Here is a 22,111-nt window from a genome sequence, read left to right on the forward strand (position 1 = left end):
CGGATGGCCGCTACGCCTACCCGCAGTCCGGGCCACAGAACTTCTTCACCTGGGTCCGGAGCCACGGAGTCCAGCGCGGGCCGGACCGCTGGATCGGCGGCGTCGCCAGCGGCATCGCACACCGGCTGGGCGTCGACCCGCTGATCGTGCGCGGCGTCTTCATCGTCCTTGCCATCTTCGCCGGCATCGGAGTGTTGCTCTACGGTGTCGCCTGGGCACTGCTGCCGGAGCCCGACGGCCGCATCCACGTCCAGGAAGCCGGCGCCGGACGCTGGTCCACCGGCATGACGGGAGCGCTCATCACCACGGTGATCGGCTTCCCCAGCCTGGGCAACGGCTTCTGGGGCTGGGAACGGAATGGATTCGGCGGCTTCTTCTGGACGGTCTTCTGGATCGCCGGCGCCGTCTACCTCATCTACTACCTCTCGCAGCGAGATAAGGCCACCAACGGAGCACCCATCATGAACAACAGCACCGGAGCCGGCGCCGCTGCCGGTGGAACCGCCTTCGCAGCCACATCGCCGGCAGGCACGTCATCGCCAGGCATCTCATCCCCCGCCGCCGGAGCGCCCTATGAGCCCGGAGTGTTTACGGGCGGACCTTACTCGGGCGGGGCGTACTCGGGCGGGGCGTACTCGGGCGGGGCGTACTCGGGCGGCCAGTACGACGGCGGCGCCCCCGGCTCGGGCGGCTACGGCGCCACTCCCCCGTACGGCGGAGGCTACGGCAGTCCGTCCGCTCCCGCCCCGAAGGCGCCTAACGTTGGCCCGGGCGCCCCCGCCGTCGCAGTGACGGCCGGACTTGCCCTGCTGGCGGGCGGCGGCGTCAAGGCACTCGAAGCACTCAACGTAATCAACCTCGGTGACGCCACCAACGCGGTGGTGTGGGCCAGCGGTGCGGCCGTTCTGGGCCTCGGCATCCTGGTCGCAGGCCTTCGGGGCCGGACGTCCGGGATCCTTGGCTTCTTTGCCGTGGTTGCCCTCGTCATCGGCGGGATCTTCAACGTGGTGCCCAACGGTGACCGCTTCCGGTTCCAGGACGCCAACTGGAATCCTGCCAGCATCGAACAGGCGAGCCAAGGCTTTGACATCACCGGAGGCAGCGGAACCGCCGACCTGACGCGGCTGAACATCACGCCGCCGCTGGGCACCGACGTCGTGATTCCCATGGACGTTACCGCCAGCAACCTGACCGTCATCATTCCGGACACGGTCCCCGTGGAAATCCGGGCGGACATGACACTGGGCAACCTCAACGAGGGTTCGCAGAACCACGGCGGCATGACCTCGCAGCAAAGCAACTACAACACCCATAAGCCGGGCGCCGCGCTCATCCTCGAAATCGACGGCACCATGAGCAACATCACCATCCAGGAAGGAAACTGACGTGAGCAGCTACGAACCTGCCCCGGACACAGGGCCGAAGGCACAAAATCAGGCACAAAATCAGGCACAAAAGCAGGCACAAGAGCAGGCGGCACAATCCACATCGGCAGAACAGGCAGGCACCACAGGGGCCCGGCACGGCGGCCCGTCTCCGGCCCGGGTGGGTACCGTGGTCTGGGGCCTCATCGTCCTGGCGCTCGCGGCGTTGATCATCATCGGCCAGCTCGGCCTCGTGGTGCTGAACGGAACCTATGTTCTCATCGGCCTGATGATCGGTGCGGGCGCCGCCCTGGTGGTTGGCGGGCTCCTCTCGGCCCGCGGACGTGACAAAGAATCCACAACAGGGAAGTCTTGAGGCATGGATAAGTTCTTCAGCATCGTCAGGGGCCTTGGCCTGAAACGCGGACCGCAGCGGTGGCTGGGAGGCGTGTGCGGAGGCATCGCCGCCAAGCTCAACGTGGACGTCGCCTTCGTCCGGATCGCGTTCCTTCTCCTCAGCCTGCTGCCCGGTCCGGCCTTCGTGTTCTACGTGGCAGCGTGGCTCATCCTCCCGGACCAGCGCAATGCGATCATCCTCCAGTCCTTCCTGGACAAGCGGTCGATCAACGGATCCTGATCCCAGGCCTGACGCAGGGCCCCTGCTCTCCGGAGCGGGGGCCCTTCCGTTCGCTGTGTGGCTGGGGCCTTTGTAACCAGTTTGTGTCGTAACCCACACTCACCACTAGAATCTAGGTGAGCTCAGCGTGGCGCTCTGCCTGTACACCCTCACACCAGGATTTGAGCCGAGACATGAAAATTGGAATTCTCACCAGCGGTGGCGACTGCCCCGGACTGAACGCCGTCATCCGCGGCGCCGTCCTCAAGGGAATCGCCATCCACGGCCACGAATTCGTAGGCTTCCTCGACGGCTGGCGCGGCGTCGTCGAAGGCGACGTAATCGACATTCCCCGCACGATGGTCCGCGGCATCGCGAAGCAGGGCGGCACCATCCTCGGCACGTCCCGCACCAACCCGTTCGAAAACGGCGGCGGACCCGAGGTCATCAAGGGCCACATGGACCGGCTCGGCATCGACGCGATCATCGCCATCGGCGGCGAAGGAACGCTGGCCGCGGCCAAACGGCTGACCGACGCCGGCCTGAAGATCGTCGGCGTCCCCAAGACCGTGGACAACGACCTTGACGCCACCGACTACACCTTCGGCTTCGACACAGCCGTCCAGATCGCCACCGAGGCCATCGACCGCCTCCGCACCACCGGTGAATCACACCACCGCTGCATGATCGCCGAGGTCATGGGCCGCCACGTGGGCTGGATCGCCCTGCACGCCGGGATGGCCTCGGGCGCCCACGCGATCCTCATTCCGGAGCAGAAGGCTTCCATGGACCAGATCACCGAGTGGGTGCAGGAAGCCCACGCCCGCGGGCGTGCACCACTCGTGGTGGTAGCCGAGGGATTCGTTCCAGAGGGCCAGGAAACCCCGCACTCCGAGCGCGGACTGGACACCTTCGGGCGCCCGCGCCTGGGCGGCATCGCCGAGATGCTGGCTCCCGAGCTCGAAGCACGGACCGGCATCGAGACCCGCGCCACCGTTCTTGGCCACATCCAGCGCGGCGGCGTCCCGTCCGCGTTCGACCGCGTTTTGGCCACGCGACTGGGCATGGCCGCCATCGACTCCGTGGTGGACAAGCGCTGGGGCACCATGGTGTCGCTCAACGGCACGGACATCGTGCACGTCGGTTTCGACGCCGCCCTGGGCAACCTGAAGAGCGTCCCGCAGCACCGCTACGACGAAGCAGCCGTCCTCTTCGGCTAGGCCGCACAGCGCGAACGGACAGTTGTGGCCCTGGTTTTTAGGGCCCCAACTGTCCGTTCGCGCTTAAGGGTCGGGCCCTAACTGTCCGTTCGCGCTTCACTCCGCTGGGTAGGGTTGAGGCATGACTCTCGACCCCGGTTCCGCAGACATCATCCAGCTGGCCTGGGCCCGCCATTTGGGCCTGGATGACGGAGCCTTTGCCGCGGCGCGGAAGCTCGACGCCGATGCCGCCGTTTCGGAGGCCGGTACGGTTGCGCCGGCGGCACGGATCACGCGGGCGGACGAGTCCCGGAAATCAGTGGAGTTTGTGCGCTTGTTTGGGACCTCGGCCCTCGTGGGACCCCAATGGGCCCTCGACGCCGCCGAGGGCATTCCGGATGAGGAACTCGCCCAGCACGTGACGCTCCTGACCATTACGCGGCGGCACGGCGGCCACGGCCAGGGCGCGGCCGCGCTCTTCTTTGCCGACGATCTCCCCCTCCGCCAGCCGGCCGAGGAGCTGACCGTCTCGCACGGCAACCCCGAGGCAATAGAACTCGAAGGCCTCTGCCCTCCGGACGACGTCAACGAGGTGGGTTTGTCCGACCTTGAACACCGGTTCACCATCCTGCGCGATGACAACGGCCGCAAGGTTCCGGTTGCCTGCGGTGCTTACACCGAGTGGGAAGGCATCCTCGCGCACATGGGGGTCCTCGTGGATCCTGACTGGCGGCGCCGCGGACTGGGTTCCCTGGCCGCGTCCATTGCCGCCCACGAAGCCCTCGCGGCCGGCCTCACCCTGCAGTGGCGCGCGGACGTCAGCAACAAGGGAGCCCTGGCAATCGCCCGCAGCCTGGGATTCTCGACCGGGGGAATCCAGACCAGCGTGCTGCTGCGCTGACGAAGGGCCAGCCCGGCAGCAGGGGGTCGAAGGTTGAATTCAGGCGGACTTCGCCTGGGCTGACTCAGCGGCTTCGGGCGCCGGAGCGCCCGGCACGCCCCAGCCCTGAACCGGCTTGGGCTTGGCGAAGAACAGCGCCACCGCCGCGCCGAGCACAATGACGGCTGCGGGGAGCATGATGGACTGGCTCATCGCCGTCGAGAATCCTTCGTGCAGGGCCTCCGGAAGCTGACCGCCGAAGCTCATCGGACCCGCTTCGCCCGCGGCGCCGCCTGACGCCGCGGGAAGCTCCTCCGCCAGCCGTGCCTGCATCAGGACGGCGACGGCGGCACTGCCCAGCACGGCGCCGATCTGACGGGTGGTGTTGTAGACCCCGGCCCCTGCACCTGCCTGGCGCGGCGGCAGGTTCCTGGTGGCCGTGGAGCTCAGCGGCGCCCAGATGCCCGCGTTGGCGAAACCAAGGACCGCGCTGGGCAGCAGGAAGAGCCAGATCGGTGTATCCGGGTGCATCAGCGCCGAGTTCCAGAACAGCGCCACGGACATGAGCGCGAGGCCGCCGGCGGTGATGTACTTCGGGTTCACGCGGTCGATGATCCTGCCCACCACCGGCGCGAGGCCCCCTGAGATGAGCGCCATCGGGATCATCATCAGTGCGGACTGGGTGGGTGTCAGGCCGCGGACCATCTGGTAGTAGAAGATGAGCGGAAGGCCGAACGCCGTCACAGTGAAGCCCACCGTGGTGATCCCGACGTTGGCGAGCGAGAAGTTGCGGTCCCCGAACAGCTGCAGCGGGAGCAGCGGCTCGCCCTTGTTGAACCGCTGCCACACGACGAACCCGACCAGCACCACAAGGCCCGCGATGATCAGGCTCCACACCGTAATAGGGCCGCTGATGGTGCCCCAGTTGTACGTCTCGCCTTCCTGGATGCCGAAGACGAGCAGGAAGAGTCCAACGGCGCTGAGCAGGACGCCGGGGATGTCGAATTTGTGCGGATGCGTGGTCAGCGAGGGCACAAAGCGCAGCGCCAGGATGAAGCCCGCGATTCCCACGGGCACGTTGATGAAGAAGATCCATTCCCAGCCAAGACCGTCCACCAGGACGCCGCCGAGGATCGGACCCACGAGGGTGGCGACTCCGGCCGTGGCGCCCCAGATGCCCATGGCCGCACCGCGACGGTCGGGCGGGAAAATCCGGGTGATGACTGCCATGGTCTGGGGTGTCATGATCGCAGCGCCGAAGCCCTGGACCACGCGGGCCAGGATGAGGGTCTGGACGTCCCCGGACAGCCCGCACCACAGCGACGCGAGGGTGAACACCACGAGGCCGGTGAGGTAGAGCTTCTTGGGTCCGAACCTGTCCCCCAACCGGCCGGTGATCAGCAGCGGCACGGCGTAGGCCAGCAGGTACGCGCTGGTCACCCAGATGACGGAGTTAATGTCCGCATTCAGGCCTTCCATTATCCTCGGGTTCGCCACCGAGACGATGGTGGTGTCGATCAGGATCATAAAGAACCCGATCACCAGTGACCAAAGGGCCGGCCACGGCCTAGCTACGTTTTCCATGTGGATCCTTCAGGGTGGTTGGGGTGTGGTCCGCTACCACGGGAGTTCCCCGGAGCGGAGCTGGTCCTGCAGGCTGCGTATCCAGCCCATTTCGGACCTCAGCATGGTCTGTTGGTACTCGAGGTCGATCCAGTACTTGCGCGCCACGTCCTTCTTCAGGACGATCGCCTCGCCTTTTTGCAGCAACTCCAGTTGGTCCTGCAGCAGCACCAGCCGGCGGTCGAGGAGGTCAAGGACGACGCCGGCAGGCAGGTTGTACGCCTCGGCCACGGCCAGCGGGAACGACGGGTATTCGTTGACCGGTTCGGCGAGCATGTCCTGGAGTCGTTCCGTCAGGGCTTCCCGGCCGGCTGGCGTGATGCGGTAGGTGGTCCGTTCCGGCCGGTTGCCCTCCCGGTCCGTTCCGGCCGTTTCCACGAGCCCGCGTTCCGCCAGCCGCCCGACGGCGTGATAGAGCGTTCCGGGGCGCACCTTGACCAGCCGGTCTTCATGCCGGGCCATCAGGAGCTGGTACATCTCGTACGGATGCATCGGCGCCTCGACAAGCAGCGACAGCGCAGATATGCCGAGCGGCGTCAACGGTGCGGATCGGGGCATTTTTCCGTTCACTCCCAGCTGTTCGACCACACGTTCGCAATTATTCCGCTCCAACTATTCCACATGGAATATTAGGGATGCAAGAAAGCCCGCGGGTCCGTTGACCCGCGGGCTTTCAGGCGGTGGCCCTCCCAGGATGAGCGGTCAGCCCAGCAGGGCCTTGATTTCGGTCCGGGCAAACATGTCCGCCGCCGCACGCGCGGAGGGCGTTCCGGCGTCCGGGTCCGCGCCCGCCCCCAGGAGCGCTGCCGCCACGTCGGTATAGCCCTTGAAGGCCGCTCCGGCGAGCGGCGTCTGGCCGCGGTCGTTGATGGCATTGGCATCCGCGCCGTGTTGCAGGAGAAGCTCCACCGCCGGCGCATGGCCGTGGTAGGCGGCCAGCATCAGCAGGGAGTCGCCCGCCGCATTCGTCATGTTGGCCGGGGCACCGGCGTCGAGATAGCTGGCCAGCAGGGCCGCGTCGCCCTGCCGGGCCGCATCGAAGAGGGCATGCGCCAAGGCGAGGGTCTCGTCGTCGGGTCCGGCTGCGCCTGAGTTATTGGGCATCGGGTTGTCGGGCATCGGGTTGTCGGTCATCGGTGTGTTCCCTTCAGGAAGCCTGTCTGGCGGCCCACCACCTGGCCGGCGTCGGGAGCCACGATGACTTCCTGCGCGGCCGTGTATGGTTCGTCGCCGTCTACGACCGTCAGTATTTCATCCGGTGAGACCGAACGTTTGATGACTGCCAGCGCGATGGGACCCATTTCGTAGTGCTGCACCACGGAGGTCACCGTTCCCACTTTGCGTTCCCCGAGGCGCACTTCACTGCCTGCCGCAGGGAGGGTGTGCTGGGAGCCGTCCAGCTGGAGGAAGACCAGGCGCCGCGGCGGGTGGCCCAGGTTGTGCACCCGGGCGATCGTCTCCTGGCCCTTGTAGCATCCCTTAGCCAAGTGAACGGCGGTGCGCAGGAGGTCCAGTTCATGCGGAATGGTCTTGTCGTCGGTTTCAGCGCCAAGACGGGGACGCCAGGCGGCAATGCGCAGCGCTTCCGAGGCCCAGACGCCCGCCAGCGTCCGGTCGCCGACAGTCGCCTCAAGTTCCGCGGCCGGCACCAGGTATTCAAACCAGGGACGCTCGAGGCCGGGGTGCGATTCCTCTCGGACCACCGAGTAGGCATAGCCGCCGGCAGCCACGTGCGGCCAGGGGTCCTCCCACACCAACAGCTCCGACCATTCCTCCACACGCCGGGTGGTCCCGATGACGGCCCAGTCATCGGAGACATCCGCGATTTCAACGCGGAGCATGAACTTCATCCGGTTCAGCCACTCCGCCAGCGGCGCCGCTTCGGCGGCCTCCACCACCAGCCAGGTGGTCCCGCCGTCGTCAATCACCCGCGCATCGAACTCGATGCGGCCCTGGACGCTGAGCAGCAGCAGTTCGCTGGACTGCCCCGGCGCAAGGTTGGCGACCTGCTGGGACGACAGGGTGTTGAGCCAGCTCAGGCGGTCGGGCCCGGAGACCGTGACCACGCCGCGGTGGGAAAGGTCGACGACGGCGGTTCCGGCCGCCAGCGCGCGCTGCTCACGCAGCGGCTCACCGTAGTGCGACGCGACACCGGAATCCGCGCCGCCGGCCTCGACCGCGCCTGGGCGCGACAACAGGGGGCTCTTGATAGTCATATGTAGTAGAAGTCCTTACGGGCTAGCGGTATTCCGGATTTTCGAAGTCGAACCGGGTGCCGGCTTTCCATTCCTCCGGCAGGTTGCCGTAGGCGGGGATCCCGCCGACGTCCTTGAGGGTCCGTGCCAAGTGCAGCAGGTTCCACGTCATGAAGGTGGTGTTGCGGTTGGTGAAGTCGCTCTGGGGACCTCCGGAGCCTTCATCCAGGTAGCTCGGGCCCGGCCCCACCGGGCCGATCCAGCCGGCGTCGGCCTGGGGAGGGATGGTGAACCCGATGTGCTGAAGGCTGTAAAGAACGTTCATCGAGCAATGCTTGATGCCGTCTTCATTGCCGGTAATGAGGCAGCCGCCCACTTTGGGATAAAAGGCCCACTGGCCCTTGTCGTTCAGCTCCCCGGAATGCGCATACAGGCGTTCGATCAGCTTCTTGGTCTGGGAGGAGTTGTCGCCCAGCCAGATGGGACCGGCCACCACCACGATGTCCGCTTCCTTGACGGCAGGGTACAGCTCCGGCCATTCGTCGGTGGCCCACCCGTGCTCGCGCATATCCGGGTACACCCCGCTGGCGATGTCGTGGTCAACGGTCCGCATCACACGGGTTGTAACGCCCTGCTTCTCCATGATCAGGCGGCTGACCTCAATCAGGCCCTCCGTGTTGGAGGTCTCCGGGGATTTCTTGAGGGTGCCGTTAAAGAACACGGCTTTCAGATCGGCGTAGCTCGCTTTGTTTCGCTGATCCGGCGTACCCGGGCCTGGCTGCTGCCTGTTCACGGTCTTGCTCCCTGCACTCGTTGCGGACAACAAAAATCAGTGAGACCTGGTGGCCGGGCTGCCTTTAGGACGTTTTGCTGAGGATGGCCGAAGCGTGGGCTTCCAAGCCGCCGCCCGGTGTGGAGCCCTTCCCTGCCGCCACGTCCCAGCGCCAGAGCAGTTTTCCGTCCACCAGGCCGAAAATCCGTGTGGCGGCGGTGTACTCCTTGGAGTGGCTGCCGCGCATCACCATGTCGGTGCTCAGCTGAATCTGGGGCCCCTTGATCTGGCCGTAGTACAGCTCGGAGATTCCGCCGGGATGCGAGATGGAAACGGAGATGTCGAAGCCGCCGTCGCTGTTACGAAGCGCCTCGACTTCGTCGGCGCTCTTCAGGACGGGAACGATATCGGCCGGGATCAGGCCCGGACCGCCGTCTTCCTCCCGCTGCTTGCGCTCCAGCGCCCAGAAGCCGGTCTCGACGGTCAGCGGCCGCAGCCTGGTGCCTTCGTCGTCGGTCAGCCAACTCTCGGCGCGGTATTGGAGGTACGGCAGCCCGTTGTGTGTAAAGGAAACGTGCTGGGCAAAATGCTCGGAATCCTCCTCGCCGGCGCCCAACCGTCCGCTGCCCTCCCACTCACCAATGAGCCAGGACAGCGGGACGAGTTCGGGCGTGAGGTCTGTAGGTATTTCGATCGGCACAGTAACTACCTCCGCAGACAACTAGCTCTGGACTGGTATTACTTCTGGCCTTTGAAGAGGCGGTACACCACAAAACCAGCGAACCATGCCATGGAAAGGCTGGCAATGCCAAGCAGGACAAGGAAGAAAATCTCAAATGCAAGTACGGACATGATGCCATCCTAACGCGTTAGTAGATGAGTAGTTTGTCTATGAAGTAGGTGAGCGAACCCACCGCGGCAACGGGCGCGAGGCCCATGCCGAGGGCCGCTGGAAAGTTAAGCCGGTCCCCGCGGAGTATAACCAGTCGGCGCAGGCTGACGAGAACCGCGCCCACCACAACCCCCACTACGGCGGCGGGTATTACGGCGATGTTGGAGAAGATCAGGCCGGCCAGCGGGGCAGTAATGCCGGCCAGCACGATGCCCAGCGGGGCCACGATCCGGTCCGGCCACCGGATGAGTCCGGCCAGCAAGGCAAATGCGGCACTGATGCCGGCTACGAGCACCATCTCCTTGACGCCATTGAACCTTGAAGCCGCAATCCATCCTGCCCCCAGACAGGACAGCAGCACTCCGGCGCTCGAACCCAGCGTCGACTCCAGCCGCTGGGCCTGGCCCGTGCCGCGCATCAGCTGCATCAGGAAAACAGCCATCACGCCTGCCGCGATAAACGCCGGGGTCCAGTCCAGGAAGCCCGGCGCCGGGACATAGGTGGCAGCCACGGCCGAACCTGCGCCCGGGAGTCCGATGATTGCTGCGAGGGTCTTCTTGGCGGGAATGTCCAGGAAGTGGGGCCATCCGACTCCGACAGCCAAAGCCACGAGGACGGCTACGCCGAGCAGCACCTCCGGCGAGGTGTAGGCCCCGCCGACGAAGACAGCAAGCCCGGCCAGGCCGATGGTTCCAATGGTCCACGGCTTCACTGTTTACCCGCGCTCACTCTCTGCTGACGTCTTCTTCGCTGCGTACGCGTCCGGTACTGCCCCGGGGGTCCTGACGGTCCAATCCTGCCTTATGTGACCTGCATATGTCGCAAAACGCGAACTGAACCCGGCCGGATCAGTGTCTGTTAAGGGGCGATTGGGTATACTCAAAGCTCAGCTACGCTTCCTTCGGAGGATGCGGGCCCGGCCGGATTTCCGGCCGGCCACTACCGACGCGGGCAGCCAGTACCGGCCGGTGAAAGCCCGGTTCAGACGCCCAATGATGCGCGGACAGCCCCTTGGAGGAACAATGTCGCACATCCTGCTACTGACGAACAGCACCGGCTCATCGGTGGACATTCTGCCTGCCTTGGAACTTCTGAACCACCGCGTGCACATCCTCCCTGCCGAGCCCACGGCCCTGCTGGAAACGGATCCCTGCGATGTCGTCCTGCTGGACGCGCGCAAGGACCTGGTGGGAGCGCGGTCCCTCACGCAGCTGCTCAAGGCCACCGGACTGAGTGCGCCCTTAATGCTGATCCTCACCGAAGGCGGCATGGCCGCCGTCTCCTCGGCCTGGGCCGTGGATGACATCCTGCTGGACTCCGCGGGTCCGGCTGAAGTCGAAGCCCGCATCCGCCTCTCTGTCGCGCGGGCCGTGCCGGAGAAAGAGGATCTTCCCACCGAAATCCGCGCAGCCGGCGTCGTCATTGACGAAGCAAGCTACACGGCGAGGGTCAACGGCGCTCCCCTTAACCTGACGTTCAAGGAATTCGAACTCCTGAAGTACCTGGCGCAGCACCCCGGCCGGGTGTTCACCCGCCAGCAGCTGCTCACCGAGGTGTGGGGCTATGACTACTACGGCGGCACCCGCACCGTGGACGTCCACGTCAGGCGGCTGCGCGCCAAGCTCGGCGCCGACCACGAAAACCTGATCAGCACGGTCCGCAACGTCGGCTACCGCCTGACCCTGGTCCGGCAGCCCGAAGAGGAGCTGACGGAGGCTTAGCCCCCGGCAGCGCTGCGCGAGCGGGGTTGGCCAAACGCTCCCGCCTAACCTCCGCCGACAAACACGTAAACGAAGAAGCCCCGGACCAGTGGTCCGGGGCTTCTTCGTTGGCTTTCTAGGCCTGCAGTGGAGGACATACGGGTCGAACGTATCGAGGCCACCCCAGTGGTGGATCCCCCTCAGTTCCCGCTTCAGGAAGCCGGAACAGGTAATGACTATACGTGCCGGATCCGGCCGCATCAAATCGGACCCGAATCCAGCCGTCAGCCGGACGGGCCGTATAGCCTGTACACCATGAGTCCTGCGCATCCCGAGAACTGGCCCGTGCTCGTCATCAAAGGCGGAGTGGACGACGAACTGCTCAGGGATTTCGCCGCCCTCGCCGCGGCCGCCGAAGAATCGGACGGAAACCCGCCCCTGTCCGAGCAGACGTTTGTGACGCTTCGCGCCGGTGAGTCCGGCAGCCACTCGCTCCTGGCCCTGGCACTCTACGCCCCTGATGAGGATTCCGATCCTGCCACCGCCCAGGACCTGGCCGGATTCGCCGTGGTGGTGGAGGAACCTGACGGCACCGGCGTCCTGGAAGTGGCAGTTCACCCGAGCTACCGGAACCAGGGGGTGGCGGACCGGCTGATAGCCACACTGAAGACAACCCGGGGTTTCGACCGGCTCACGGCCTGGTCCCACGGGAACCACGAGGCGGCAGCCGACCTCGCGGCCAAGTACGGCTACGCCCCCGTAAGGGAACTGTGGAAGATGCGGCTCACCACCTCCACCGCCGAACTGCCCGACGCCGGCCTCCCGGACCGCGTGGCGCTGCGGGCCTTTGTTCCCGGACAGGATGAAGAGGCCTGGCTGGCAGCGAACAAGGCCGCCTTCAGTCACCACCCCGAACAGGGCAACATGACACGGCAGGACCTGGACGCCCGGATGGCCGAGGACTGGTTCGACCCCGCCGGCTTCCTGCTGGCCGTCGACCCGGCCGGGCGGATCCTCGGCTTCCACTGGACCAAGGTGCACCCGCGCCACGGCAGCCATCCGGCAATTGGAGAGGTCTACGTGGTGGGGGTGACGCCGGAAGCCCAGGGCATGGGCCTCGGCAAGGCGCTCACGGTGGCCGGGATCAAATACCTGCAGGACAAGGGCCTTCACGCGGTGATGCTGTACACCGATGCGGACAACGCCCCGGCCGTTTCCCTGTACCGCGGACTCGGCTTCACGCGGTGGGACGCGGACGTCATGTACGGGCCCAAAATCGGCGGTTAATCCAATCGGCTGACGCATGCACCGCGGTTCAGGAAATCTGCGTAACCGCTGAAACGATTGCTTGTAAGGTTGAAGGTAAACCGCGCCAGCAAAAGGAGTGACCATGCAACCGGAACCTGCCGGAATCGCCACGTCTGAGGCCAAGGTGCTCCCGGTGCGCGCCCGCTTCGGGTCCTCCGAAGTACCGGCATCCCGCGCCACACAGGACCGGATCGACATCCCCGAGTTCGCTCCCAACCTTGAGCCCGAGGGCGACATCAGCCCGGACCGTTTCCTGGACCGTGAATTGAGCTGGCTGGCCTTCAACGCCCGGGTGCTGGAGCTTGCCGAGGACCCCAACCTCCATCTGCTGGAGCGGGTCAGCTTCCTCTCCATCTTTGCGTCCAATCTGGACGAGTTCTTCATGGTCCGCGTGGCCGGGCTGAAACGCCGGATCGCCACCGGGCTGGCCGTCCCGTCACCGGCAGGGCTGAGCCCCATGCAGGTGCTGGACCAGATCGGCGAAGCGGCGCACCGGCTCGCCCAGCGCCACGCACGGGTCTATGCCGAACAGATCCGGCCGGCCCTTGCCTACGAGCACATCCACCTCATGCACTGGGATGAACTGGACGACCAGGCCAAGGACCAGCTCAGCGCCATGTTCGCGGAGAAGGTCTTCCCGATCCTGACACCGCTCGCAGTGGACCCCGCCCACCCGTTCCCGTACATTTCGGGGCTGTCCCTGAACCTGGCCGTGGTGGTCCGCAATCCTGTCAGCGACAAGGAACTGTTCGCCCGCGTCAAGGTTCCGGATCAGCTGCCCCGCCTCATTTCCATCGACGGCCCGCGTGCGGGCTCTGTTCCCGGCCGGGTGGCCCGGTTCATCGCCCTGGAAGAAGTCATTGCCGTCCACCTGGACCAGCTGTTCGCCGGCATGGAGGTCCTGGAGCACCACACGTTCCGCGTCACCCGCAACGAGGACGTTGAGGTGGAAGAGGACGACGCCGAGAACCTGCTGCAGGCGCTCGAAAAGGAACTGCTGCGCCGCCGGTTCGGCCCGCCCGTACGGCTCGAAGTCACCAATGACATCAACCCGAACATCCGCGCTCTCCTGATCCGCGAACTGGGGGTGGAAGAGTCCGAGGTCTACTCCGTTCCGGCACCCCTGGACCTGCGGGGCCTGTCTGTCATTGCCGGGATCGACCGCGCGGACCTGCACTACCCGAAGCATGTGCCGCACACCTCGCGGTACCTGAACGAATCGGAAACGTCCAAAGCAGCGAACGTGTTCGCGGCCATGCGCCGGCGGGACATCCTCCTGCACCACCCGTACGATTCGTTCTCCACGTCCGTCCAGGCCTTCCTGGAGCAGGCCGCGGCGGATCCGAAGGTCCAGGCCATCAAGCAGACCCTGTACCGCACGTCGGGCGACTCCCCCATCGTCGATGCCCTCATTGACGCCGCCGAGGCCGGTAAACAGGTGCTGGCACTGGTGGAAATCAAGGCCCGCTTCGACGAACAGGCGAACATCTCCTGGGCCCGGAAGCTGGAACAGGCCGGTGTGCACGTTGTCTACGGCATCGTGGGCCTGAAGACCCACTGCAAGCTGTCCCTCGTGGTCCGGCAGGAAGTGGACGGGCTGCGGCGCTACTGCCACATCGGCACCGGCAATTACCACCCGCGCACGGCCCGCTACTACGAGGACCTCGGGTTGCTGACGGCCAACGAGCAGGTGGGTGAGGACCTCTCCAAGCTCTTCAACCAGCTCTCCGGCTATGCTCCGAAATCCACTTTCAAACGGCTTCTGGTGGCGCCCCGTTCGGTGCGTTCAGGACTCATTGACCGCATTGAAAAGGAAATCCGCAACGCCAAGGCGGGCATTTCGGCCCGGGTCCAGATCAAGGTCAACTCGATGGTGGACGAGGCAATTATCGACTCGCTGTACCGTGCCTCGCAGGCCGGCGTGAGCGTTGACGTGATCGTCCGCGGCATCTGCTCGCTGCGCCCCGGCATCCCCGGGCTCAGCGAAAACATCACGGTGCGTTCGGTGCTGGGACGGTTCCTGGAGCACTCGCGCGTCTTTGCCTTCGCCAATGGCGGGGACCCGGTGGTCTACATCGGCTCCGCGGACATGATGCACCGCAACCTCGACCGGCGGGTGGAGGCGCTGGTCCAGCTCACCAGCGGCGATGACACGTCCTACGTACTGGACATGCTCCGCCGCTACATGGACCCGGAAACGTCCAGCTGGCACCTGGACAGCCAGGGCGAATGGACGCGGCACCACATCGGCGACGACGGGAAGCTCCTGGAGGACGTCCAGTCCTGGCTGCTCGCGTCCCGTTCCCGCCAGCGCCCGACCGTAAGGCGGTAAGACCCTGGCCTTCAAAAGCGTTGCCAAGAGCGGCACCAACAATGACTCGGGGAACGATTCGCTTATTGCGGACCAGACCGACCATCCCGGCGAGCCGATCGCCGTTACCGCGGCAGGCGCCCTGCCTTGGCGCGCCAGCAAGGACAAGCTGGAAGTCCTGCTGATCCACCGTCCCAGGTACGACGACTGGTCGTGGCCCAAGGGAAAGATCGATCCCGGGGAGACCATACCGGAGTGCGCCGTCCGTGAGATCGAAGAGGAAATCGGGCTCAAGGCCACGCTGGGCATTCCCCTTCCGCCCATCCATTACCACGTAGCGGCCGGCCTGAAGGTGGTCCATTACTGGGCCGTGGATGTGAACGGTGCCGTGCTGCGTCCGGACGGCAAGGAAGTGGACAGCGTGATGTGGTGTTCACCGGAAAAGGCCGCCGCCCTGCTGAGCAACCCCGGTGATGTTGCGCCGCTTGAGTACCTCGTGGCAGCCCACGCCCGCAAGGAACTGGATACCTGGCCGCTGTTGGTGGTCCGGCATGCAAAGGCCAAGCCCCGCTCTTCCTGGAGCAAGGCTGAAGGGGACCGCCCCCTTGCGGCCACCGGGCAGCGGCAAGCGCAGGCCGTCCGCCGGCTGCTCCATGTGTGGAAGCCCCTGCGCGTGCATTCGAGTCCGTGGCAGCGCTGCGTGGCCACCATTGCCCCTTACGCGAAGTCTGCGGACGCCAAGGTGAAACTGCATGATGCCCTGACGGAGCACCGCCACGCCAGAAGCCCGAAGAAGACGGCCGCCGTCGTGGAATCGCTCTTTGACAAGCAGCGTGCCATTGCCCTGTGCACGCACCGGCCTGCGCTGCCCACAGTGATCAAGCAGCTCGGTGAGCACATGAACGGGCGGCTGCGCGCCCTGCTGCCGTCAGCCGACCCGTACCTGGCCCCCGGAGAAATCATCGTGTGCCACGTGGCCCGCGGCAGCAACCACAAGATTGTGTCCGTGGAACAGTTCAGGCCCTTCGACGACTGAGGAGCCGCCGCTCATCGGGCCCGGTCCCGCGCCCACGTCTTGACCCCCCCCGGCTTTGTATCAAATACTCAGTACATTGATGCAAAGCTTGGGGGGATTATGCCGTTCCAATTCGAACTGCCGCCGATGCTGTTGCTGGGACCGCTGGCCGCCGCCGTCGTTCTTTACATCATCCTCAGGTGGGTGGTGTGGGAGCCGCGGATGGGCGCCTCCCCCGAGACTGTTTCCCAACATGCGCTGTGGGTAGGAGTCATTGGCTGGATGACCAGTTCACTGCAGGGTGCCATGAACATCGGCATCATCCCTGCGGCCTCAGGCACCGGCCAGATCACCAGTCCGCTCCTGATCACCGCGGAGGCCATCTTCCCGGTTCTTGCCTGGCCGGTGCTGGGCACCCTGGGGGTCCATGCCCTGGGGCAGCTCAGCTATCCGCGCCCCAGGGGCCTCCGCCGCAAGGCAAGCCTCCACGTCCGGAGGATGCGCGATTATCTTCCGCGGCCGCTCGCCTGGACAACCCTGGCCATCTTTACGGCTGCGGCGGTATTCATCGCCTGGACCGCCACCCTTCCTGCATTTGCCGCGATGCCGTACGGGACGGTGCGTGAGGGCGCGGACGTCTACCGGACGGTGGGCGGCGACGGCCGCATCCCGGGCGTTGAACTGGCTGCGTGGCTGGGCGGGGCTCTGGCCGTACTGGCGGCTGGTGCGTTGCTGGTGCTGCTGCTCATCGCCCGACGACGGCAGCTTGAGCAGCTGACAGGGCACGACAATTCGCTGCTGCGGACCATCGCCATGAACAGGCTCCTGCGGACCGCTGCCACCGTGGCGTCCGGACTCGGCGTCATCGCCGGTAACTATGTGGCCCGGCCGGACCCTGCCGTCGGCAGCACGTCGTGGACGAATTTCGGGGGTCTGGCGGGGGTGGCCGTGCTGCTGTCCATGCTGGTGTGGGCGCCGCCGAAACTGACGGGAACCGAAGCGGCCGCCGCGGCCCTGCGGAACGCGAAGCGGGGGCACCCTGGCTCAGGTAGTCACCCGGCCACCAAGCTTGTTGTCTCCATCGGCGCAGCCATGGGCGGTGCGGCGGCCCTCCCGCTTCTCGTAGGAGTGTTTTTGGTCCCCGCCATCGTCGCTGCCGGCGCATCCGGTCCGGCGGTCTTCGTAGCCGTGGTGGCCGGCCTGGTGCTCCTGGTCCTTGCCTGCGGCGAGCTGCTGCTTGAGCGCAATTACGCCAGCCCTGCCGAACCGCGGACGTGGCCACGACAGCCGGTGGGGCCGGCCCTGCTCACCACGTTCATCCTCTCCGTGCTCACGTTCGTGGCAACGCTGGTGGTTGCGTCAGCCGGAAATTCCCTCCTCGGCAGGGACACCGGCTGGATCATGCCCGCAATCTTCGGCCTCGCGGGGGTTGTCTTGGCGGTCCCGGCCTTCCTGGCGGCCCGCCGCCGGCACGGCATCCCGGATACTCCCGCCGGACTCGATGCAGCGCTGCGGGCAATCACTGTGCACCGAATCGTCCGGACGCTGTCGGCCATGTTCATGGCGCAGGCAGCCATGGCACTGCTGGTGAACAGCCACGCGTGGGCGGCTGTTTTCGGGGTTCCATTCGTGCCGTCCATTCCGTGGTTTCCCGCCTCGCTCGCGGGGACGATCCTGGCCTTCGCGGCGATCGCCACAGCCCTCGTGCCGGTGCGGTCCCTTGCCGGATCCAGTTCCCGGCCGGCCCCCCGGCCCCGGAAAGACAGCTTCACATGACCGCCGGCATCGCAGTTGACCTCCGTTCGGCGGTGCCGCCGTATGAGCAGATCCGCCTGCAGATCACCTCCTTGATTGCCGTCCGTTCCCTCGCTCCCGGCACACGTCTGCCCACCGTCCGCAGCCTGGCGGCGGACCTCGGCATCGCAGCGGGGACCGTGGCGCGGGCCTATAAGGAACTCGAGCAGGCCGGCCTGCTCGCAACACGGCGGCGGAACGGCACTATCGTCCTCGGGATGCCCGACGACGGTCTCCCAGCTGGCGGCGCCGTGCCCGCAGACCTGATCGCCGCCGTCGACCGTTACATTGCGGAAGGCCGTGGAGCGGGCCTGGATGACGGCACGCTCCTGGGCATTCTGCGTGTGAGACTCGGCCTCAGTAGACTGGGACAGTGAGCATTCCAACGCCCTATGAAGACCTCCTGCGTGACGTTCTTGCCAACGGCACGCACAAATCTGACCGAACCGGCACCGGCACCCTCAGCGTGTTCGGACGGCAGATGCGCTTTGACCTCAGCCAAAGCTTTCCGCTGGTCACCACCAAGCGCGTCCATTTCAAGTCCGTGGCCGTTGAACTGCTGTGGTTCCTGCGCGGCGAGACGAACGTGAAGTGGATGCAGGACCAGGGCGTCACCATCTGGAACGAGTGGGCCGATGCCGACGGCGAACTCGGTCCCGTCTACGGCGTCCAGTGGCGCAGCTGGCCCACCCCCGACGGCGGCCACATCGACCAGATCGCCGAGCTGGTGGAGAACCTCAAGTCCAACCCGGACTCGCGCCGGCACATCGTTTCCGCCTGGAACGTGGCGGAACTCCAGGACATGGCGCTGCCGCCGTGCCACGCCTTCTTCCAGTTCTACGTTGCGGACGGCAAGCTGTCCTGCCAGCTGTACCAGCGTTCCGCGGATACGTTCCTGGGCGTCCCGTTCAACATCGCCTCCTATGCACTGCTGACCTGCATGCTGGCCCAGCAGGTGGGCCTGGAGCCCGGGGAATTCGTCTGGACCGGCGGCGACGTGCACATTTACGACAACCACATGGACCAGGTGCTCAAGCAGCTGAAGCGGGAGCCGTACGATTACCCGCAGCTGAAAATCCTCCGGAAGCCGGACTCCATTTTCGACTACACGCTGGACGACTTCGAAGTGGTCGGTTACCAGCACCACCCTACGATTAAGGCGCCGATCGCAGTATGAGCACCGACAACGCCATGGATCCCCTGGCCTTCACTGAAAAAATCGCCGACGCCACCACCGGAGTGGGGCTCGTCTGGGCCCAGACCACGGCCGGCGTGATCGGCAAGGACGGCGACATGCCCTGGCACCTGCCCGAGGACATGAAGCACTTCACCCGGCTCACCAGCGGGCACCCCGTGATCATGGGCCGCAAAACCTGGCTCTCGTTCCCGGACAAATACCGCCCGCTGCCGGGGCGCACCAACATTGTCGTGACACGGCAGGAAGGCTGGGGTGGCACAGCGGAAGCAGAAGGCGCCCTAGCGGTGAAGTCGCTCGACGACGCGCTGCTGGAGTCCCAGTTCGCGCCGGGCCACGAAACGGTGTGGGTGCTGGGCGGCGGGGAAATCTTTGCCCAGACCCTGGACATCGCCGATGTCGCGGTGGTCACCTTCATCGACTCCGAGACCGACGGCGACACCTACGCGCCCGAGCTCGGTTACGAATGGAAGCTTGCCGCCAGTGAGCCGGCCACCGGATGGCTGACGTCCGCCACCGGCACGCGGTACCGCTTCACCATGTGGCGCCGGACGGAGGCCTAGGACCATGCTGAAGAAGCCGGAAACACTTTTTGTCCTGGGCTACATGCTGCTCCCGCTGCTGGCCCTTCTCTCCGCCATCGTGGGGCTGACCATGATCCTGGGCGGCAACAAAATCGCCGGGGCCATCGTGCTGGTGGTGGTCACCCAGGCATTCGCCTTCGGTGCCGTCTACGCGCTGCGCCTCCGCAAGGCGGCGGTCCTGGAGAAGCACGACGCCGAGTAGCGGCTCCGGGGGACCGCGGCCCGGGCGATGGGGCGAGCAGCCCATCGCGACCATGGAGCGGCGCTACTAGAGTGGGGCGGGCGGCCTGAGGAAAATCTGCTGCTCGGACATTTTGGGGGATGATGCCTTGTGGCAGGTAACTTGTGGGGCGCGGATGTTGCCCAGCTACGGACGCTCGCGCAGCAGTTGGGCAAAACGTCCGACCGGCTGCTCCAGCAGTCAACGCAGTTGAGCAACCAGATCAACAACAATCCGTCCTGGAAGGGCCAGGATGCGGTCACGTTCCGGTCCGACTGGAACGGCACTCACCGGGCCGTCATCCAGCAAGCGGCCTTTGCCCTCAAACAGGAGTCCAGGAAACTGCTCGAGCACGCCGACCAGCAGGACCAGGCGAGCAATGCCGGAGGTGCCGGCGTCGGGCCGGCCGGCGTCGGGCCGGTCGGCCGCGGGTCCGGTTCGAGCGGCGGGTCCGGTTCGAGCGGCGACGCTGGCGGAGGAGCCAGCCCCTGGGGTCCCAGCTGGATGTCGGACGGAGATTCCGACTTCCGCAGTGGCTGGGATGCCTACAACGGGGTCCTTGGACTGAAGGCAGTTCCTTTGGGACTCAGGGATCTCACTCAGTTTGTAGTTCGGCACGGCGAAAGTGTCACGGACTTGCTGATGGCTGGAGACGACATCGCCGCCATCAAGCAGTTCATGGACAAGGATCTCTGGGAGACGGCGGCCCGTTCAGACGACCTTCGTGGGGCTTTTTCCGGTACCGGAGACCTGCTCAGCGGCAAATTCGGCGACTTCGCCGAGATGGCGCGCGGCACCGGAGCAGCGGACTTGGGGCCGTGGACAAAGTTTGGGTTGAACTCCGCCGGGCACGTTCTTGGCGGGCTAAGTGTGGGCCTTGATGGCCTGGACACCGTCAACGCAATCCGCAGCGGAGAGACTGGCGATGCAATGAAGTCAGGCCTCAAGACCGCACTTGGCGTCGGTTCGTTCTTCCCTCCTCCAGTGGGGGTGGCCTGCATGGTGGCCGGAGGCGCTTGGGCGGCGGTCGAACTGATCCCCGGAGCCAAAGATACGATCGACAACGCCTTCGACGTGGTTGGAAACGTCACCGAGGAAGGCGTCGAGAATATTGGCGAGGCCGTAGAGAACATGGGCGAGGGCGTCAAGAACTTTTTCGGCTTTTAGGCACGGCTCTCTCATAGGATGAAAAATATGACTATCGCACAAACCACCGTGGACACGTCCCTAGGATTTGGCCTGGCGGAAATGGCCTACCTCTTGCAGCTGCAGTCGACCGCCGGTTCGAAGGCAAGCGCCTCGTGGCTACGCCTCAGCGAAGAGTCAGAAGACGTGGACCTGATCCGTGCAGGCTTGTCTTCACTTATTGCCCGCGGTTTGGCATCCGCAAAGGGGGCCGATGTCGAATTCGATGCGCGTGTCGATGTTGTCGCGTACACCATGGCCAACGCAGCAAGGTGGACACAGCTGGATTTGCTCCTGGACGCCAAGCGCGGCGATTCAGTCCTGCATATCGAGTCGGATCGGACCAAACTGATTCTGCAGCCGAGGACCATGATGAGTTGGTTTGCGCTGCCTCAAGACCCGGGCATGTCTGCGGAAGCAGCTGAAGCCATTATTATCAAAACCCATTTAGATCAAAATCCTGGCGGTGGCGTCAGAGTCCGCTCCGGACTCCACCCCAGCTCCCGGCAGATGCTGGTCCGCAAGGCGGATGGCGGCTGGATCCACGCCAGGGCGCTGGACGACGTCGTTGGGCCCGAGGCATTGGCCAAGAGCGGCGACGAGCTCACGGAAGCGCTGGCTGCCTTCAGGACAGAAGAGGAAGCAACAAATGGTAACTGAGCCGACAGTGCGCACAGCGGTAGTGAAGCGCCCTTACTACTACGCCACCAGCATGGAAAAGACCGTTTACGCCTACACGGCGGCCGAATGGGGTATTGGAGGGTCGCAGCCAAGCGGCAACTATTCGGTTCACACCACCACCGGCCTGTACGTAGTTACCATCCTGATGACCGTACCCGCCATATTTTCGCCGGTTCTCCTCATTATCGCGGTGGCAAGCCTGAACATCATTGTTGGCCTGCTCGCCGCCGTGTGCACCGTCCTGTTTACGGGAGGGTGGCTCCTCGGAATTAGCAATCTTCGCCGGGAGCGGCAGGCATCCAGGCAGCGACAGCTCAAGGGACTGCCGAAGCCCCGCTTCGCCCTCACCGACGACCAGGCCCGGGATTGGTTTGAATCCCGCCCGTCAGGCATTGCCATCACCCGTGAGAATTTTCCCGACAGCAAACGTCCGTTTCCGGGCGAACCGATGTAGTTGAAGGCTGGTCTGCCGACAGCCTTGCCGCCGGCGTTTGTTCCTATAGCCCGCCGGACAGAGACCCCGCCGGACAGTGACGTAACCGACTGCGCCGTGCCGGTTCCGAAGTCTAAACTGGAC

General features: G+C 65.4%; 24 protein-coding genes. 17 read left to right on the forward strand and 7 right to left on the reverse strand.

Translation table 11 applies throughout. The features are described from left to right. The 5 genes from WMN78_RS07065 to WMN78_RS07085 form a co-directional block, all read left to right on the forward strand. The coding region (locus WMN78_RS07065; RefSeq protein ID WP_340532875.1) for a PspC domain-containing protein at positions 1–1,385 on the forward strand (1,385 nt) is incomplete at its 5' end. A 1-nt stretch (position 1,386) separates the two neighbouring features. Next, a complete protein-coding gene (locus WMN78_RS21125) occupies positions 1,387–1,740 on the forward strand; it encodes a hypothetical protein (RefSeq protein WP_425341130.1) in 354 nt (117 codons plus the stop codon). A gap of 3 nt (positions 1,741–1,743) precedes the next feature. Next, positions 1,744–2,001 (forward strand): PspC domain-containing protein, encoded by a 258-nt coding sequence (locus tag WMN78_RS07075; protein ID WP_209743076.1) that lies wholly within the window; start codon positions 1,744–1,746, stop codon positions 1,999–2,001. 173 nt (positions 2,002–2,174) lie between these two features. Further along, positions 2,175–3,200, forward strand: coding sequence for a 6-phosphofructokinase (locus WMN78_RS07080; protein WP_340532877.1), 1,026 nt, complete (start codon positions 2,175–2,177; stop codon positions 3,198–3,200). A 121-nt stretch (positions 3,201–3,321) separates the two neighbouring features. Beyond that, entirely contained in the window at positions 3,322–4,080 is a 759-nt protein-coding gene (locus tag WMN78_RS07085; protein ID WP_340532879.1) for a GNAT family N-acetyltransferase, read from the forward strand. A gap of 39 nt (positions 4,081–4,119) precedes the next feature. Here the strand turns inward: WMN78_RS07085 and WMN78_RS07090 are convergent, their stop codons facing one another. From WMN78_RS07090 to WMN78_RS07120, 7 genes are all read right to left on the reverse strand, one after another. Beyond that, positions 4,120–5,643, reverse strand: coding sequence for a DHA2 family efflux MFS transporter permease subunit (locus WMN78_RS07090; RefSeq protein ID WP_340532881.1), 1,524 nt, complete (start codon positions 5,641–5,643; stop codon positions 4,120–4,122). A gap of 33 nt (positions 5,644–5,676) precedes the next feature. Next, entirely contained in the window at positions 5,677–6,240 is a 564-nt protein-coding gene (locus tag WMN78_RS07095) for a PadR family transcriptional regulator (protein WP_340532883.1), read from the reverse strand. A gap of 144 nt (positions 6,241–6,384) precedes the next feature. Continuing rightward, on the reverse strand, positions 6,385–6,816 hold the full coding sequence (locus tag WMN78_RS07100) for an ankyrin repeat domain-containing protein (RefSeq protein WP_340532885.1): 432 nt from the start codon (positions 6,814–6,816) through the stop codon (positions 6,385–6,387). Further along, the gene (locus tag WMN78_RS07105; RefSeq protein ID WP_340532887.1) at positions 6,813–7,898 is read right to left on the reverse strand and encodes a folate-binding protein; all 1,086 of its coding nucleotides are present in this window, start codon (positions 7,896–7,898) and stop codon (positions 6,813–6,815) included. The genes WMN78_RS07100 and WMN78_RS07105 overlap by 4 nt, the downstream gene beginning before the upstream one ends. Positions 7,899–7,920: 22 nt before the next feature. Continuing rightward, positions 7,921–8,670, reverse strand: coding sequence for a flavodoxin family protein (locus tag WMN78_RS07110; protein ID WP_340532888.1), 750 nt, complete (start codon positions 8,668–8,670; stop codon positions 7,921–7,923). 64 nt (positions 8,671–8,734) lie between these two features. Beyond that, positions 8,735–9,349 carry an FABP family protein gene (locus WMN78_RS07115; protein ID WP_340532890.1) on the reverse strand — a complete coding sequence of 205 codons (615 nt, stop codon included), beginning with the start codon at positions 9,347–9,349 and terminating at the stop codon, positions 8,735–8,737. 169 nt (positions 9,350–9,518) lie between these two features. After that, positions 9,519–10,253, reverse strand: coding sequence for a permease (locus WMN78_RS07120; RefSeq protein WP_340532892.1), 735 nt, complete (start codon positions 10,251–10,253; stop codon positions 9,519–9,521). A gap of 310 nt (positions 10,254–10,563) precedes the next feature. Between WMN78_RS07120 and WMN78_RS07125 the strand changes: the two genes are divergently transcribed. The 12 genes from WMN78_RS07125 to WMN78_RS07180 all read left to right on the forward strand — a co-directional run bounded on the left by WMN78_RS07125 (position 10,564) and on the right by WMN78_RS07180 (position 21,988). Beyond that, positions 10,564–11,262 (forward strand): winged helix-turn-helix transcriptional regulator, encoded by a 699-nt coding sequence (locus tag WMN78_RS07125; RefSeq protein WP_011692843.1) that lies wholly within the window; start codon positions 10,564–10,566, stop codon positions 11,260–11,262. Positions 11,263–11,556: 294 nt separating this feature from the next. Further along, positions 11,557–12,528 (forward strand): mycothiol synthase, encoded by a 972-nt coding sequence (gene mshD / locus WMN78_RS07130; RefSeq protein ID WP_340532896.1) that lies wholly within the window; start codon positions 11,557–11,559, stop codon positions 12,526–12,528. 103 nt (positions 12,529–12,631) lie between these two features. Further along, entirely contained in the window at positions 12,632–14,881 is a 2,250-nt protein-coding gene (locus WMN78_RS07135) for an RNA degradosome polyphosphate kinase (RefSeq protein WP_340532897.1), read from the forward strand. Positions 14,882–14,945: 64 nt separating this feature from the next. After that, positions 14,946–15,896, forward strand: coding sequence for an NUDIX hydrolase (locus WMN78_RS07140; RefSeq protein ID WP_340532949.1), 951 nt, complete (start codon positions 14,946–14,948; stop codon positions 15,894–15,896). A 99-nt stretch (positions 15,897–15,995) separates the two neighbouring features. Continuing rightward, complete coding sequence (locus WMN78_RS07145) at positions 15,996–17,651, forward strand: hypothetical protein (RefSeq protein ID WP_340532898.1); 1,656 nt, start codon at positions 15,996–15,998, stop codon at positions 17,649–17,651. Beyond that, positions 17,648–18,046, forward strand: coding sequence for a GntR family transcriptional regulator (locus WMN78_RS07150; protein WP_340532899.1), 399 nt, complete (start codon positions 17,648–17,650; stop codon positions 18,044–18,046). The genes WMN78_RS07145 and WMN78_RS07150 overlap by 4 nt, the downstream gene beginning before the upstream one ends. Continuing rightward, complete coding sequence (locus tag WMN78_RS07155; protein WP_340532900.1) at positions 18,043–18,846, forward strand: thymidylate synthase; 804 nt, start codon at positions 18,043–18,045, stop codon at positions 18,844–18,846. Before WMN78_RS07150 ends, WMN78_RS07155 begins: the two co-directional genes overlap by 4 nt. Beyond that, positions 18,843–19,427 carry a dihydrofolate reductase gene (locus WMN78_RS07160; RefSeq protein WP_340532901.1) on the forward strand — a complete coding sequence of 195 codons (585 nt, stop codon included), beginning with the start codon at positions 18,843–18,845 and terminating at the stop codon, positions 19,425–19,427. The genes WMN78_RS07155 and WMN78_RS07160 overlap by 4 nt, the downstream gene beginning before the upstream one ends. Before the next feature lie 4 nt (positions 19,428–19,431). Further along, on the forward strand, positions 19,432–19,650 hold the full coding sequence (locus WMN78_RS07165) for an NF038396 family protein (RefSeq protein WP_340532902.1): 219 nt from the start codon (positions 19,432–19,434) through the stop codon (positions 19,648–19,650). Between the two features lie 129 nt (positions 19,651–19,779). Next, positions 19,780–20,835 (forward strand): hypothetical protein, encoded by a 1,056-nt coding sequence (locus tag WMN78_RS07170; RefSeq protein ID WP_340532903.1) that lies wholly within the window; start codon positions 19,780–19,782, stop codon positions 20,833–20,835. A 27-nt stretch (positions 20,836–20,862) separates the two neighbouring features. Then, positions 20,863–21,513, forward strand: coding sequence for a hypothetical protein (locus WMN78_RS07175; RefSeq protein WP_340532904.1), 651 nt, complete (start codon positions 20,863–20,865; stop codon positions 21,511–21,513). Continuing rightward, complete coding sequence (locus tag WMN78_RS07180; RefSeq protein WP_340532905.1) at positions 21,503–21,988, forward strand: hypothetical protein; 486 nt, start codon at positions 21,503–21,505, stop codon at positions 21,986–21,988. The genes WMN78_RS07175 and WMN78_RS07180 overlap by 11 nt, the downstream gene beginning before the upstream one ends. Positions 21,989–22,111 lie beyond the last annotated feature (123 nt).

Origin of the sequence: Arthrobacter oryzae, assembly GCF_037911235.1 — a bacterium.
Taxonomy (GTDB): domain Bacteria; phylum Actinomycetota; class Actinomycetes; order Actinomycetales; family Micrococcaceae; genus Arthrobacter; species Arthrobacter oryzae_E.